This is a genomic window from Variovorax sp. 350MFTsu5.1, from assembly GCF_048302515.1.
Taxonomy (GTDB): domain Bacteria; phylum Pseudomonadota; class Gammaproteobacteria; order Burkholderiales; family Burkholderiaceae_C; genus Variovorax; species Variovorax guangxiensis.
On record NZ_CP157620.1, the window covers coordinates 3,406,532 to 3,421,876 of the forward strand.

The following is a 15,345-nucleotide window of genomic DNA, read 5'->3' on the forward strand; positions in this document are numbered from 1 at the left end:
GACAGTGGCGGCTCCCGCCATGGGCGCCGAGGTCGCGGCAACCGCCTCGGCCGCGGGCGCCATGCCCGCCGCAGCCACCGCCACCACGCAAGCCGCGGCGGCAGGCAGCAGCAGTGCCTCTGCCGCTGCCAACGGCAGCCGCCGATGCACCGCCATCATTCCCGACGACCAGCCGACCCAGGCCGTGCTGGGCAAGTCGGTGGTCATACCGCTGAAGGCGCGCGTGGTGCGCATCGTGGTCAGCGGCCAGCCGCCGAGCCGCGCACCTGTACCGGCGGCCGCCGCGGCTGCAGTGCCCGCCGGCATGCAGCCCGTCGCGGCACCCGCGGCCAACGCGAACACCAGCGACGGCGTCGCGGACGTCGACGTGACGCTGCTGAGCCCGACCGACCTGTTCTTCCGGGGCCGCCAGGCGGGCTCGATGAACGTGGTGCTGCAAAGCGCCGATGGCACCTGCTACATCAAGGACGTCATCGTCACCATCGACCCGATGGCCCTGCAGTCCAAGCTGGCCGAACTGATGCCCGAGGAGCGCCGCATCCAGGTGCGCAGCGCCGAAAAATCCATCGTGCTCACCGGCGAGATCAGCGACGCGCTCAAGCTCGACGACGTGATGAGCCTGGCCTCGGCCTACGGCGCCGACGGCAAGAAGGTGGTGAACCTGCTTCGCGTGGCGACGCCGCAGCAGGTGATGCTGGAAGTGAAGATCGCCGAGGTCAGCAAGACGCTGCTCGACAGGCTGGGCTCGCGCGTGGGCATCGCACGCACCGGCAACGGCGGCCTGAACAACTATTCGCTGATCTCCAATTTCCTGAGCACCGGCGCCGGCTTGGCGCAGGCGCTGCGCATCGGGCGGACCTCGCTGACCATCGACGGCCAGAAGGACGACGGGCTCGTGCGTATCCTCGCAGAGCCGAACATCATGGCCATCAGCGGGCAGCAGGCCAGCTTCCTGTCGGGCGGCAAGATCTTCATTCCGGTGGCGCAGAACGCCGCGGGCGGCGGTGGGACGAACATCACGCTGGAGGAGAAGGAGTTCGGTATCGGGGTCAAGTTCACCCCGACCGTGCTCAACGGCGACCGCGTCAACCTCAAGCTGGTGTCCGAGGTGTCGGACCTGACGCAGACCGGCTCTCCGTTCACTACCGTCTCGGGCGTCACCGCCGTGCTGCCCTCGTTGACGGTGCGGCGCGCCGACACCACCGTGCAACTCAACGACGGCCAGAGCTTCGTCATCGCCGGGCTCATCAAGAGCAACGTGAACGAGACGATCAAGCGCTATCCGGGCCTCGGCGAGGTGCCGGTGATGGGCGCGCTCTTCCGCAGCACCGAATTCCAGAACGAACAGACCGAGCTGATGTTCGTCATCACGCCGCGCCTGGTGCGTCCGCTGGCCGAGTCGCCGCGGGTGCCGACGGACAACCACGTCGTTCCGAGCCGTGCCGAGGTCTATCTCAACGGCGCCCTCGAGAGCTCGACCCCGGCCCCGGCCGCCCCCGCCAGCGAAACCCCGTGAGGAGCACCGTCATGTTCATCATCAGATCGATCACCGTCGGGCTCGTCTGCCTTCTCGGCGCCAGCTGCTCGACCGTCACGCCCAACTACGACGCGCGCTTCGGCGACGCGGTGCGGGACGCAAGGAAGAAGATGACCATCAACCCGAACGCCGGCAAGAACGGCGACCCCGTCACCGGCATGGACGGGCGCGCATCGCGCGAGGCGATGCACCAGTACCAGGAGTCGTACAAGACGCCGCCGCCGGCGGTCAACGTCATCAACATCGGTGGCCAGATCGGCGGACAGGGCGCCGGCGCCTCGAAGTGATGAACGCACGCATTGCATTAGCCAAGCCCGCTTCCTCGGGACTCACGCGGAAAGGAGAGTGACACGAATCGAAACGAACTTTCTTCCCTCACTCATGTTTTCTCGAACCTGATTTCCAACCGTTCAAACCTCGAAAGGAACGAATCATGCAAAACTTTTTCAAGGCCATCGGCCAATCGACCCAAGGCTTCCTGCGCGAAGAAGAGGGCGCCCAGGTCGTCGAGTACGCGCTGATCATCGCAGTCGTCTCGATCGCGCTGGTTGTCGCGCTGAAGGGCCTCACGGCCAACAACGGCGGTTTCACGAGTTTCATCACTCGCGTCACGACCTGCCTGACGGGGACGAACTGCCAGTAAGCAGTTCTTCGGGGAGGGAAGCGGGTCCATGTCACATGGCCCGCTTCGTTCCATCTCCCCGTTCGCTCCCACGCATTCTTCGTCAACAACGAACCGGGGTTCATCATCATGTTCAAGTCATTTCTGACAGACGAGAGCGGTGCGCAAGTGGTCGAGTACGCACTGATCATCGCCGTGGTTTCCATCGCGCTGGTGGTTGCATTGCAAGCGTTGTCCGACGGCACTGCTCTGGGCGCTCTCATCGACCGTGTCACGACATGTCTGGGCGGCACGAGCTGCACCTGACCCGGCCGCTGCGCGCGCTCACTCAACCAGGGAGCTGACCATGTCCACCTGCCGCCATCACCGCCGCCAGCGCGGCGCGATGATCGTCACAGCCGCGCTGATCCTGCTGTTCCTGATGGGGTTCATGGGCATCGCCCTGGACTTCGGGCATCTGTTCGTGGTCAAGACCGAGCTGCAGACAGCTGTAGACAGCTGCGCCCTGTCCGCTGCGCGCGAGCTCGACGGACAGGGCACGGCGATCACCCGTGCAACGAGCGCAGGCCAGACCGCCGGCAATGCCAACCGCGTGAACATGCAGTCGAGTACCTGGAGCGGGCAGGGCCAGATCGTCGCGAGCGACATCACCTTCCGCGACGCCTCCTATGCCGTCACCACGACGCCCGCCCTCGCGCGCTATGCCCAGTGCGTGCATACCCAACCCAACATCAGCATCTGGCTCATGAAGGCGATGGGCGCCTTCTCGGGCGACACGGCCGGCAACCCCGGGACGCGCAGCGTCACCGCAAGAGCGGTCGCCACCCGTGCCAGCGCGCAGAGCGCTTGCCCCATTCCCGTAGCGGCGAAGCCCAAGACCGGTGGCGTGGCGCCGAACTATGGCTTCGTGGTCGGCGAGTGGGTGACGCTCATCATGGCGCAGAACGCCGCCGCCGGCGGGCAGATCGGCTGGGCCAATCTCGACGGCAGCAACAGCGCGTCGGAGACCGAAGCCGAGCTCAACGGCCGATGCGGCGCCAAGGTCGGCGACACGATCGGCACTCCTGGCGTGCAGACCTCGGTGGCCGACGTGTGGAACCAGCGCTTCGGCATCTACAAGAACAGCGGCGATCCGAGTACGGGCCGCCCTGACTACACGGGCTACGCCTACACCTCGCTCAACTGGCCCGCGCAGTTCAACGCCTACAACGGCCCATCCCCGGGCTCAGGGACTGGTCAGAACTACCTGACGAAGCGCGCCGCCTTCGCGTCGTGCGCCGACACCGGCACCAAGGTGAAGGGCGCGAACAGCTGCGAATCGATCACTGGGCTGTCGCTCAACAGTTTCCAGAAGCTGGCCAACCCGGGCAACGTCGCCGGCGGCCACATGCAGTACGGCCTCGACCGCCGCTTCGTGACGGTACCGGTCATCGATGGCGGCAACCACGTGATCGACTACCTCTGCATGCTGATGCTTCAGCCGCTGAGCATTCCGATGACCGACGTGCAGCTGGAATTCCTCGGCAACGCCGGTGCGACCGGCAGCCCCTGCACCACCAGCGGGCTGGCGGGCGGATCGGCCGGGCCGCTGGTTCCGGTCCTGGTGAGATAGGAAGAGGAGGCACGCCATGAAACCGTCTCGTCGTGCACAGCAGGGCGTAGCGCTTGTCGAACTCGCGCTGATCATCCCGCTGCTGCTGTTGCTGACCTTCATCACCACAGAGTTCGGCCGCGCGATGTACGAGTACAACGCGGTGGTCAAGTCGACCCGCGACGCGGTGCGCTACATGTCGGTGCAGACGCCGGGCACGAAGATCACCGAGGCGCGCAACCTGGTGGTGTACGGCAACACGGCCGGTACGGGTTCGCCGCTGGCGCGCGGGCTGAGCCTGTCGAACGTGCCGGCCGGCACCTGCTGCACCTGGCAGTCGGCCGGCGCGGCGCCGATCATCACAACGGTGACGATCCGGGTCAGCGGCTACACCTTTCATTCGATGTTCCCTTCGGTGATGGGCGTCGTCTTCGCGGATGCGAACGGCAACATCGCCTTCAGCGACATCACCGCCAGCATGAGGGCGCCATCATGAGAAGAAGCACCTCCCGCCACAACCGCGGCGCCACGACGGTCGAGTTCGCCCTGGGCCTGATCATCTTCCTCATGTTCACGCTGGGCATCGTGGACTTCGCGCGCATGCTTTTCACCTGGAACGCCGCCCAGGAGGCCACGCGCGCCGGCGCCCGCTACGCGGTGGTGTGCGACGACACGGCCCAGCAGGCCCTGGTGCTTGCGCGCATGAAGGCGCTGCTGCCGCAGATCAGCACCGTGTCGGTGGCGTGGTCGCCCTCGGGCTGCACGGCCGCGACCTGCGAAGGCGTGACGGTGAGCATCACCGGGCTCAACTACCAGTGGATCTCGCCCATCGCATACGCGACCGCGCCGCTGATTCCGATGCCGGGCTTCTCCACCTACCTGCCGCGCGAGGTCATGCGCAAGGACCCGAACAGCGCCTCGATCTGTTCCTAGCCATCCAGCAATCCAACGCAACGGACACGACCATGAAGATCTCCATTATTTCCCCCAACGCCAACCACCTGCAGGACATGCGCAAGGTGCTGGAGGCGCGCTCGCACATCGTGTCGCTTTTCGAGGGCGGCAAGAGCCGGATGCAGTGGGTCGTCGAGAAGGCGGCTCCCGAGTTGCTGCTGGTCGACGGCATGTGCTGCGACCCGCAGGAGCTCAGCCTGGTGGAAAAGCTCACGCTGCAGCACCCGGCGATCTCGGTGGTGCTGCTGTGCGCGATGCAGACGCCCGAGTTCCTGATCCACGCGATGCGCGCGGGCGTGCGCGAGGTGCTGCCGTCGCCGGCCGACACCGCCGCGCTGGAGGCGGCCGTGGAGCGCATCGCGCAGAAGATGGCCGGCACGCAGGCGCGCGCGCCGGGTCAGGTGGTGGCCTTCATGCCCTGCAAGGGCGGCAGCGGGGCGACCTTCCTGGCCACCAACATCGCGCACCAGCTCTCGAAGGAGCGCTCGGTGCTGCTGGTGGACCTGAACCTGCAGTTCGGCGACGCGCTGTCGTATGTGAGCGACCTGCGGCCCACCTCGACGATGGCGGACGTGGCCCGCGACATCGGCCGGCTCGACGCCTCGCTGCTCGCGGCGAGCGTGGCGAAGGTTTCGCCGACTTTCAGCATCCTGCCGGCGCCGGAGGACATCTCGCGCGCGATGGACGTGAAGGCCGAGCACGTCGACGCGATCCTGCACGTCGCGCAGGGCATGTACGACTTCGTGCTGTTCGACCTGGGCCCGCGCATCGACACGCTCGCGATCCGCGTGCTGGACCGTGCCGACCGCATCTTTCCGGTGCTGCAGCCCAGCCTGCCGCACATCCGCAACGTGACGCGGCTGATGCATGTCTTCAAGTCGCTGGGCTACCAGCCCGGCAAGGTCGAGCTGCTGGTGAACCGCAGCGCCGGCGGCGGGGAGATCGGCCTGTCGGACATGCGGCGCTCGCTGGTGGGCGCGACGCTCACGGTGGTGCCCGACGGCGGCAAGGACGTGGATGCATCCATCAACCGCGGCGTGCCGCTGGCGGAGATGGCGCGAGGCAGCGCACTCGCAAGAAAGCTGGCGGACATCGCGCACACGCTCAGCCCCCGGCAGGAGGCGGAGCCCGGCTTCATCGGGCGGCTCTTCCGCCGCGCTTGATCGGCGCCTGATCGGCGCCTGATCGGCGCCTGATCGGAGCCCGGCAGCCAGTCATTTCAATCAACAGCAAGGCAGGTCCCCATGTCATTCAGAGAACAGCTCAGTGCCGTCGAAACCGATGCAGGTGCCACCGCGCGGCCGGTGGGGCACTCCGCCGAACAGGCGGTGTCGCCCTTTGCCTCGGATGCCTACAAGTTGCTGAAGGAGCGCATGCACCTGAAGCTGCTGGAGCGCTTCGACCTCGCGGCGCTCGAGACCCTGAAGCCCGACGTGCTGCGCCAGGAAATCTCGACCATGACCACGCGGCTGCTGCAGGAGGAGCCCGAGGCGCTCAACGACATCGAGCGGCGCACGCTGATCCGCGACATCCAGCACGAGATGCTGGGCTTCGGGCCGATCGAGCTGCTGATGGCCGACCCGTCGGTTTCGGACATCCTGGTCAACTCGCACGAGAAGATCTACGTGGAGCGCCGGGGCCGGCTGGAGCTGACCAACGTGAGCTTCACCGACGAGAAGCACCTGCTGCGCATCATCGACAAGATCGTCTCGCTGGTGGGGCGGCGCATCGACGAGTCGAGCCCGATGGTCGATGCGCGGCTGCCCGACGGCTCGCGGGTGAACGCGGTGATCGCGCCGGTGGCGCTGGACGGGCCGATGATGTCGATCCGGCGTTTCGCGAAGATTCCGCTGCGCATGGAGAACCTGGTGGACGAGCTCAAGACGCTGACGCCGCAGATGGCGCAGATGCTCGAGGGGCTGGCGCAGGCCAAGGTCAACATGCTGATCTCGGGCGGCACGGGCGCCGGCAAGACCACGCTGCTGAACATCCTCTCGGGCTTCATTCCGCCGAGCGAACGCATCATCACCATCGAGGACGCGGCCGAGCTCCAGTTGCAGCAGCCGCACGTGGCGCGCATGGAGACGCGGCCGATGAACATCGAGGGCAAGGGCGAGATTACGCAGCGCGCGCTGGTGCGCAACGCGCTGCGGATGCGGCCCGACCGCATCGTGATCGGCGAGGTGCGCGGCGCCGAGGCGGTAGACATGCTGCAGGCCATGAACACCGGCCACGAGGGCTCGCTCACGACCATCCACGCCAACACGCCGCGCGACGCGCTGGCGCGGCTGGAGAACATGATCGGCATGGCCAACCTGAACCTGCCGCACCGCACGGTGCGCCAGCAGATCGCATCGGCCATCACCGTGATCGTGCAGGTGCTGCGGCTGGTGGACGGGCGGCGCAAGGTCACGAGCATCCAGGAGATCACCGGCATGGAAGGCGAGGTGGTCACGATGCAGGAGATCTTCAGCTTCCACCAGACCGGCATGGGGCCCGACGGCCAGGTGCGCGGGCACTTCCATGCGACGGGCGTCAGGCCGAAGTTCGCGGAGCGGCTGCATGCCTACGGCGTGGAACTGCCGGACACGATGTTCGACCCGAGCAAGCACTACGAATGACCTGACCAGGCAAGGAACAGGAGGCCATCATGCTCAACAACCTTGGGGGCAACACCCTCATCACCGTCACCGTGCTGGTGTTCGTGACCGTGCTGCTCATGCTCGAGGGGCTCTACATGCTGTGGCGCTCCTACAAGGGGCCCGAGGCACGCAAGATCGAGAAGAGGCTGCAGGCGTTCTCGGCCGCGGTCGACCGCACGCCGCAGGCCCACCTGGCCAAGGAGCGCATGCTCAGCGAGGTGCCGTGGATGCAGCGCCTGCTGCTCACGCTGCCGCGGGCGCACCGGCTGGACCGATTCATCCTGCAGGCCGGGCTGGACTGGACGGTTTCCAGCTTCCTGCTGATTTCCTGCGTGCTGGGCGTGCTCGGCTTCTTCGCCGTGATGGTGATGGTGCACCAGTCGCTCCTGGTGGCGCTGGTGGCGGGAGGCTGCCTGGCGGTACTGCCGCTGCTCTACCTGCAGCGCCAGCGCAGCCGCCGGCTGACACGCATGGAAAAGCAGCTGCCCGAGGCGCTGGACCTGGTGACGCGTGCGTTGCGTGCCGGGCATTCTTTCGCCAGCGGCGTGCAGATGATCGGAGACGAGATGGCGGATCCGATCGCCAGCGAGTTCCGCATGGTCGCCGACGAGGTGAACTTCGGCGTCTCGCTGCAGCAGGCCCTGACCAACCTCAGCGAGCGTGTGCCGCTGACCGACCTGCGCTACTTCGTGGTGTCGGTGCTGATCCAGCGCGATTCGGGCGGCAACCTGACGGAAGTGCTGGGCAACCTCAGCCGGCTGATCCGCGAGCGGCTCAAGCTGCTCGCGCGGGTGCGGGTGCTGTCCTCGGAAGGACGGCTGTCGGCCTGGATCCTCGGGCTGATGCCGTTCGCACTCGCCGCGCTCATGAACGTGTTCAACCCCGAATTCATGTCGCCGCTGTGGACCGACCCGATCGGGCAGATGGTGATCAAGTACATGCTGGTGGTGATGCTTGTGGGCGTCGTGCTGCTGCGCAAGATCGTGAAGATCCGCGTCTGAAGGAGAAGAGCCATGACCATGCTGTTTCCCATCCTCGTCTTCGTGGCCGTGTCGCTGGCGATCATCGGAATGGCCGTATGGCTGTCGCCGACGCGCACCGAGCAGCGCCTGCAGGCAGTGGCGATGCCAGCGGGCAAGTCGGCCTGGACCGAGAAGGCCGTCAAGATCGTCGGGCCGTTCGCGCAGCTTTCATCACCGACCAACGATGCCGAGCTGTCGCCGCTGCGCGTGCGCTTCCTGAACGCGGGCATCCGCCATCCGGACGCCTACCTCGTGTATTTCGGCACGAAGACACTGCTGCCGCTGGGCCTTGCCGCGCTGGCGTACGTCGGACTGAGGGCGACGGGGGCCGCCGAAGACAGCACGGTGATGCTGCTGTGGCTCGCGGTGGCGGCGCTGGCCGGCTGCTACCTGCCCAACCTGGTGCTGCGCCTGATGATCCGCTCGCGCCGCCGGGAGATCTTCGAGAATTTTCCGGATGCCGCCGACCTGATGCTGGTATGCGTCGAAGCCGGCCTCGGGCTGGATGCCGGGCTGGTCAAGGTCACGGAGGAGATCCAGGTGAAGAGCGCGGCGCTGGCGCAGGAACTGCACTGGACCAACCTGGAGATGCGCGCCGGCGCCACGCGCGAGAAGTCGCTGCGCAACCTGGCGCTGCGCACGGGCGTGGAGGAGATCGGGACCTTCGCGACCATGCTGACGCAGGCGGACCGCTTCGGCACCAGCATCGGCGAATCGCTGCGGGTGTTCTCCGAGGACCTGCGCCACAAGCGCCATGTGCGCGCCGAGGAACTGGCGGCGAAGGTGCCCACCAAGATGCTGCTGCCGCTGGTGCTGTGCATCTTCCCGTGCATCTCGCTGGTGATCCTGACGCCGGCGGCGATCCGCATCATCCGGATGATCATGCCGATGCTCAACGGGACCTGAGCGCTTTCGGCCTTCCGATCAAAAAAGCCCTGCGCGCCGTCTCCGGCGCGCAGGGCTTCGAGCTTTTCTCTTTTTTCTTCAGTGCGGGGCGGCGTCGAGCTGGTGCTTGACCGCGTAGATGTAGAGCTCGAGGCGGTTGCTCACGCCAAGCTTCTGGTAGATCGAGGTGAGGTGGTTGCGCAGCGTGTGCTCGGTGACGAAGAGCTTCGCGGCCAGGGCCTTGTTCGAGGCGCCGCTGCCGCTCACGACGGTGTGGATGATCTCCCGCTCCTTGTGCGTCAGGCTGGCCTGCCTGGCGGCTTCAGGATCGGCCTTGGGCTGCTGCTTCTTCACCGAGGTCAGCTCGTAGAAGACGCGGCCGATCGACTGGGCGTCGATGCAGAGCTCGCCGTTGTGCACGCGCTCGATGGCGTCGATCACCTGTTGCGCCGGCGCGTCCTTGCGCATCACGCCGCGTGCGCCTTGCAGCACCGCCAGGTCGAGCGTGCGCTGTTCGCGTTCTCCCGTGAGCACCATGACGCGCGAGACGTCGTTCGACACCAGCCTCGGCAGGATGTCGAGGGCGCTGTGGCCGTCGAGGTCCAGGTCGAGCACGATGACGTCGGGCGCGAGGCTTTCCGACGTGGCCACCGCGTCCTCGCAGCAGCAGGCGGTGCCGACCACCTTCATGCGCGGATGCTCCCCGTCGATCAGCCTGGACAGGCCCCACAGCATGGTCTGGTGGTCGTCCACGAGCAGGACGCCGATGGGATGGGTGGCAGCTGGTTGCATGGTGGGCTCCTTGATTCGGCTCTGGTTTGTCTCTTGGCAGGTGCAGCGGCTTGCTGCCGGGATTCGTCGTTGTTGCTCAGATCGGGATTTCCACCAGCACGGCGGTGCCGCCGCTGTCGCACTGGCGGACCTGGGCGCGCCCGCCGAGGGCGGCTGCGCGTTCGGTGATGGAGTGGGGCCTGAAGCGGGTGAAGCTCTCCTCGCCGTCGGCCTCGTTCTCTATGCGCACGTGCAGCCGGCCGTTGCGGCAGGCCAGGCGCACGCTGCCGTGGCGCGCCTGGGTGTGCTTGCAGATGTTGTTGAGGCCTTCGCCGACCATCTGCAGCACCTCCGCGGTCATCCGGTCGTCCAGGTGCAGCGGGCCGTCGACGTCGACGGCGATGTCGATGCCGTAGAGGCCCTTGATCCGCGCGGCCTGGCGGTGCAGCTGCGGCAGCACGAGGCCACCGGGGCTGCTGTTGCTGCCTTGCCTGACTTCGCCGGCATAGCGGCGCAGGTCGGCGATGACGCCGTCGGCCACGCTCGCGAGCTTTTCCAGGTCGTCGCTCAGCGGGTTGTCGGCGGTGGCCTTCTTGCGCAGGGCGCACAGGCCCATGCGCAGACCGATGTAGGGCTGCACGGCCGTGTCGTGCAGGTTGAGCGCGAACTTCAGACGCTCCGCGGTGGCGGCCTCGGAGGCCATGCGGTCCAGCACCTCGATGGTTTCGATGATCGGGAAGATCTGCTCCATGAGGTGCGTGAGGAAGAGGGCGTCGGACTTGTTGAAGAGCCCGTCGCGCGAGGACACGAAGACGCGGCCTTCGCCCAGCCGCATGGGCAGCGGAGCGCTGATGAAGGCACGGGCCTCCAGCATTGCGGTGATGGCCTCGCAGCGCCGGGCGCCTTCTTCGTCCTCGACGCGCCAGCCATCTGCGGCACCAGCCTCGAAGACGTGGCTCTGGGCATACAGCCGGTTCAACGGCCAGGGCAGGCGGTTGCTGAGCACGGTGTGGTCGGCCGGCAGGGCCATGAGCGGGGATTCGGCGATGCGGCCGATGGTCTCGACGCTGACGTGCTCGCAGGCGTCGTTCTTGCGCAGTGTGCGCAGGACCCAGTTGCCGGTGGCGGTGTCGCGCGTCAGCAGGATGCAGTGGCTGGCCCGGAAGAAGGCCAGCGTGCGTTCCATGGTGCGGGCGATGGTGCGGCCGGCGCCGAAGCGCGGGTTGGAGAGCTGGCTGACGTCGCCCAGCAGGGCCAGGCGGCGCTGCAGGCCGAGCTTGGAGCCGCCCCAGTGCACGATCATGTGGCCGAGCGCCAGCAGGAAGGTGCTGCGCATCAGCAGCTGGGGCGCGTCGTTGCCGGTGCTGGTGGCGAGGCCGCAGGCGGCGAAGGAGGCGACCGACGCCACCGTGACGCGGGCGCCTTCCTCGAAGCCCCAGCGGAAGGCGGAGGTGAGGATCGCGAAGAAATAGAAGAGGAAGAAGAGGCTCTGTACCCCGTCGGTCACGAAGATGATGAGCGTGAACCAGAGTACGTCGGACCAGTGGATGACCTTGCCCTGGAAGTACGGGCGGCCCATCCGCGTGCATGCGTACACCAGCAGGCTGTGCAGCACGTAGCCGCAGAAGGCCAGCCAGACGGCGCCGTCGACATGGTTCCGATGGTCCCCGGCATCAACCACCACCGCCAACAGCGCCGAAACCGAGAGCACCAGCCGCATGCGCGAGACCATGAGCGCGTCCGCGGCGACGCTGATGCCGGCGTCGGGGGTGGCAGTGGTATGGGCCAGCATGGAAGACGATTTCCGGCAGGAGGTACATCACGCGATGCGGGCCGCAAGGCGGCTGCTGCTGGCGAAGCGGCACGGTGTCATTTTGGAATTCACTCCTCGTACCTGAAAGGGATGTATGTGAAGGTTTCACATTACTACTTTGGTAGTCGAAAACAATGGGGTCCGAGGTCTATCGCCAGTTTGTGACTCTTGTTGCATTCAGTTTCATTCGTCTCTGGCCGGGGCGTTTCGAGGTGGTGGCAGAGGAGGGCGAGCGGGCCGGCTGCCAGGAAGCGCGCTATTTGCGGGTACCTGTTCAGTGCGAAAGGCGCGACCGGGTTCCGGGTTTCAGGCCCGGCGCTCGACCAGCGCGGTACGGCCCAGCGGCGTGACCCGCAGCACGACCGCCTGCCTGAATTTCTGCGGGCTCTGCCTGGTCCGGCAGGGCGGGGGCAGGGTTGCTTCCACCATGCCCGCAGCGTTCAGCACCGCCACCGAATTGATCTCCGTCGGATCGTCGATGCGCAGCGGGAAGACCGAATTCCCGATCTTGCGCAGGTAGTCCAGGGGCATCACGGGCCATTTCTGGTCCTCGAGCGCAATGGCTGCGGCGCCGGCCTTCAGGCTGGCGATTTCCGCATGCCCTTCCTCCGTGATGTCGAACACCACGGCGCTCTCGTAATGCTGGTATCCGAAGTGATCGAGATGGAATTCGGCTTCGACCAGCCCGGTGGCCATCAGGACCGAGGCGTGCCTGATGTCGGGTTCAGCCGTGAGCGTGACCGGAAACTTCTCGTGCAGAAGCCGGAGGAGGAGATTGAGCGGCATACATGCTCCCGTCTGCACCGTCGTTGGTGCACATCGAGCAATGGGAAGGACCTGCGGACGGATGCCCGCATCGCAGCGCCGATCCCGGATGCCGCCTCTGGACGTGTAACAGCGTTACCGCGGGCGGAATGCCGGGGTAACACGATCTTGGGTCGTCAAGCGGGCGGTAGGACTTCGACACTTTAAATGTGATTTTTTCACTTTAGTCATTTCGTTGTACTCCTGCCGCTCGACCTTGTCGAGAATTAGTTTTGTGAAGGATTTCTCGTTTTCAGGGCGAGAACGTCACGTGTTGAGCAATCAGCACGCCGTCGACCACCCGGTCGCCCACGACCGTGACCTTCCGGCCGTTGCGCAGGTCGGACTTGGTTCCGTTCTCGAAAACGGCCGCATCGGCATCCACCGGCTGGCCGCGCACCCTGAAGTCCGCAAGGGAGCGATACGCGCCGATGGCGCCGATCAGCGTGAAGGAGGCCGGTCCGCCCGTGCCCGGCACATTGCGGATGCGCAGCTTCTTCGCCACCAGCACGCCGCCCGACATGAATCCGTCGGCTTCGACCTTCACGCCGTTGCCGAGCGAGCCCACGGGGCCGCCTGTGATCTGCGCGTTGGTCGCATCGACGGGAGTGCCCAGCACCCCGAACGAGCCGCGCGAGACGAAGTCGGTGACGACGCCCGCGAGCTGGACCGCCACGCCGTCGCTCGTCGGAATGGCGTACCAGCCCTGGACTTTCGTGGCCGTGAGCACGCCGCCGACCGGCGCAGTGGTGCCCCGGGCGCGAACGACGACGCCATTGGCGAGCGACGATTCATCCAGCCCCGCGAAGACGGCCGTGCCGTAGTTGACCGTCAGCTGGCCGAGCATGAAGGTCTTGTGCGCCTTGTCGAGGCTCTGCACCGCGCCCGTGGCAAGCGGGTCGGCCACCGTGGGCGAGACCTGGATGCGCGTGGCCCGCAGCGTGCCGGGCGCGCCCGGCAGGCCCCACACCTGGATGATGCTGCCCGCCTGGACGTCGGCCAGGCCGTTCGCGTCGCCCCAGACCGTGGCCGAGTCGATGCTGACGCCGATGCCCATCACGACGAAGGTGCCGGCAGGAACATCGATGTTCGAGACCGCGCCCCGCAACTCGGCCGCGGAGACCACCTGGTCGGCGATGCCGCTCGTGAAGTTGTCGTCGACCTTGCCCGCGACCCGCGCGCTCATGCCGATCTGCAGTCCGGTCGCGTCCTCGATGGTGAAGGTCGCGCTGTCGGTGTCGTAGCGCAGGCCGTTGAGGATGATGCTGCCCAGGCCGTCCGCAGCACCGATGCCGGCGGCATCCGCCGTCACGCCGGTGCCGCCCGAGCCCACGCCGGAGCCGTCGGTGTTGCTGTTGCCGGCGGTGCTCGTGCCTGCGCCGGCGTCGCCACCGGTGCTTCCTGTGCCGCCCGTGCCGCCGGAATCCCCTGCGGCACCGGTTCCTGACCCGGTCCCCGAACCCGAACCCGTTCCGGTTCCGGTTCCGGTTCCGGTTCCGGTTCCGGTTCCGGTTCCGGTTCCGGTTCCGGTTCCGGTGGAGTCGCCCCCGGTTGCAGTCGCCGCGGGCGCGCTACCGGTGCCGACGCCGATGCCAGCCATGGAGCCGCCGCTGCCTCCACCCCCGCCGCACGAAAGCAGCAGCGCCAGGAAACCGGCGGACAGGAGTCCGAGCAGGAGCCTTCGAGGCGTCTTCATCGTGCTCATGGTTTGGGCCCTCTTTCTTCCGGCGGCGGCGGCGCTGGCGTGCGCTCGGTCCGCTCGTCCTCGTAGTAGGTGTAGATGCCGACGCGGATGCGTCCCTTCGCACCGCCGGGGGCCTCGTCGACCGCCCGTGACATTTCCTGCGCCAGCTCGTGATGCAGCGCCGTCCAGCGCTCGCGCACGAGCCGCTGGATCTGCTCGCATTCCGCAAGCGTGAGCCCGCGCGCGTACACCGCGCGTTCCAGCATCCTGGGCTCCTCGCCCAGCGTGTTGGCGACGGCCGCCAGCAGGTGGTCCCGCCCGTTGTCGCCCAGGAAGGCCAGCATCGACTGCAGGTCTTCCACCGGCACGAAACCGTCCGTCGTGAGCTCGACCACGCCCTTGTCCTCGTCCTCGCTCACCATGTTCAGGCGCACCAGTTCGTCGAGGATGGTGCGGTGATGCACGTTGCCGCGGCTGCTCATGCGCGCGACGGCCTCGAAGGAGGGCGCGTCGTGGCCCGCCGTGATGGGCAGGCGCCGGTAAGTGTCATCTTTAGTAAGCATCTGCAACCATAACGTGAAAGTCTTGGCTGCAGCCGACAGCTCGGTGTGGGGCAGGGGATCAGTGGTTGCCCTGACCTTGGCAGTCACCGCCTTGCGGTTGAGCCCGGTCGTCACCGAAAGCTGGCTCAGGTTCGGGTTGGCCACCCCCTGGTTGCGCCAGCTGCGCTGGGCTTCCTCGATCAGCAGGTCGCGCAGCAGTTCCTCGAGGTGAGGGTGCTTCACCCCCATGGCGAGCGCGAGCCTGACCACCGGCCGGAGAATCCGGGCGCAGGCAGCAAGGGTCCAGTCCAGCCGATGTTCCATGGATTCGAGCGATATTCCCGAAACTGCGGTTCAAAGAGGGTTCGACGGCACAGATCGCCAGTTGCGATCTGCTTTCAATTGTCCTGCGCAAGAGTATGAATGTGAATGCTTTGGACTACTGCCGGCCGATTGGCTGGGTGTAAAGAAGCAACAC

Annotated in this window: 16 protein-coding genes; 11 read left to right on the top strand and 5 right to left on the bottom strand. The window is 66.6% G+C overall.

Annotation, left to right across the window (positions count from 1 at the left end; translation table 11 throughout):
* Positions 1 to 19 precede the first annotated feature (19 nt).
* The 11 genes from ABL843_RS15445 (at position 20) to ABL843_RS15495 (ending at position 9,274) form a co-directional block, all read left to right on the top strand.
* Positions 20 to 1,516 (top strand): type II and III secretion system protein family protein, encoded by a 1,497-nt coding sequence (locus ABL843_RS15445; RefSeq protein ID WP_418120476.1) that lies wholly within the window; start codon positions 20 to 22, stop codon positions 1,514 to 1,516.
* Between the two features lie 11 nt (positions 1,517 to 1,527).
* Positions 1,528 to 1,824, top strand: a complete 297-nt coding sequence (locus ABL843_RS15450; RefSeq protein ID WP_184637951.1) for a hypothetical protein — start codon at positions 1,528 to 1,530, stop codon at positions 1,822 to 1,824.
* Positions 1,825 to 1,970: 146 nt separating this feature from the next.
* Positions 1,971 to 2,180: a Flp family type IVb pilin gene (locus ABL843_RS15455; RefSeq protein ID WP_176664063.1), complete on the top strand. Its 210-nt coding sequence runs from the start codon at positions 1,971 to 1,973 to the stop codon at positions 2,178 to 2,180.
* Positions 2,181 to 2,288: 108 nt separating this feature from the next.
* Positions 2,289 to 2,465, top strand: a complete 177-nt coding sequence (locus tag ABL843_RS15460; RefSeq protein ID WP_176664064.1) for a Flp family type IVb pilin — start codon at positions 2,289 to 2,291, stop codon at positions 2,463 to 2,465.
* A gap of 40 nt (positions 2,466 to 2,505) precedes the next feature.
* A complete protein-coding gene (locus ABL843_RS15465; protein ID WP_418120411.1) occupies positions 2,506 to 3,771 on the top strand; it encodes a pilus assembly protein TadG-related protein in 1,266 nt (421 codons plus the stop codon).
* 16 nt (positions 3,772 to 3,787) lie between these two features.
* Positions 3,788 to 4,246, top strand: coding sequence for a TadE/TadG family type IV pilus assembly protein (locus tag ABL843_RS15470; RefSeq protein ID WP_126019737.1), 459 nt, complete (start codon positions 3,788 to 3,790; stop codon positions 4,244 to 4,246).
* Positions 4,243 to 4,683: a TadE/TadG family type IV pilus assembly protein gene (locus tag ABL843_RS15475; RefSeq protein WP_418120412.1), complete on the top strand. Its 441-nt coding sequence runs from the start codon at positions 4,243 to 4,245 to the stop codon at positions 4,681 to 4,683. Before ABL843_RS15470 ends, ABL843_RS15475 begins: the two co-directional genes overlap by 4 nt.
* Positions 4,684 to 4,715: 32 nt before the next feature.
* Positions 4,716 to 5,867 (top strand): AAA family ATPase, encoded by a 1,152-nt coding sequence (locus ABL843_RS15480; protein WP_418120413.1) that lies wholly within the window; start codon positions 4,716 to 4,718, stop codon positions 5,865 to 5,867.
* A gap of 81 nt (positions 5,868 to 5,948) precedes the next feature.
* Entirely contained in the window at positions 5,949 to 7,325 is a 1,377-nt protein-coding gene (locus ABL843_RS15485) for a CpaF family protein (protein ID WP_418120414.1), read from the top strand.
* A 29-nt stretch (positions 7,326 to 7,354) separates the two neighbouring features.
* On the top strand, positions 7,355 to 8,347 hold the full coding sequence (locus ABL843_RS15490) for a type II secretion system F family protein (protein ID WP_184637945.1): 993 nt from the start codon (positions 7,355 to 7,357) through the stop codon (positions 8,345 to 8,347).
* A gap of 12 nt (positions 8,348 to 8,359) precedes the next feature.
* Positions 8,360 to 9,274 carry a type II secretion system F family protein gene (locus ABL843_RS15495; RefSeq protein ID WP_418120415.1) on the top strand — a complete coding sequence of 305 codons (915 nt, stop codon included), beginning with the start codon at positions 8,360 to 8,362 and terminating at the stop codon, positions 9,272 to 9,274.
* Between the two features lie 78 nt (positions 9,275 to 9,352).
* On the opposite strand, the gene ABL843_RS15500 is transcribed toward ABL843_RS15495, so the two are convergent.
* The 5 genes from ABL843_RS15500 to ABL843_RS15520 form a co-directional block, all read right to left on the bottom strand.
* Positions 9,353 to 10,045, bottom strand: a complete 693-nt coding sequence (locus ABL843_RS15500) for a response regulator (protein ID WP_126019753.1) — start codon at positions 10,043 to 10,045, stop codon at positions 9,353 to 9,355.
* 76 nt (positions 10,046 to 10,121) lie between these two features.
* Positions 10,122 to 11,816: a sensor histidine kinase gene (locus ABL843_RS15505; RefSeq protein ID WP_369662346.1), complete on the bottom strand. Its 1,695-nt coding sequence runs from the start codon at positions 11,814 to 11,816 to the stop codon at positions 10,122 to 10,124.
* Between the two features lie 327 nt (positions 11,817 to 12,143).
* On the bottom strand, positions 12,144 to 12,623 hold the full coding sequence (locus tag ABL843_RS15510; RefSeq protein ID WP_418120416.1) for a hypothetical protein: 480 nt from the start codon (positions 12,621 to 12,623) through the stop codon (positions 12,144 to 12,146).
* 271 nt (positions 12,624 to 12,894) lie between these two features.
* On the bottom strand, positions 12,895 to 13,974 hold the full coding sequence (locus ABL843_RS15515; RefSeq protein ID WP_418120417.1) for a DUF5666 domain-containing protein: 1,080 nt from the start codon (positions 13,972 to 13,974) through the stop codon (positions 12,895 to 12,897).
* 368 nt (positions 13,975 to 14,342) lie between these two features.
* Positions 14,343 to 15,191, bottom strand: coding sequence for a DUF6502 family protein (locus ABL843_RS15520; protein ID WP_126019763.1), 849 nt, complete (start codon positions 15,189 to 15,191; stop codon positions 14,343 to 14,345).
* Positions 15,192 to 15,345 lie beyond the last annotated feature (154 nt).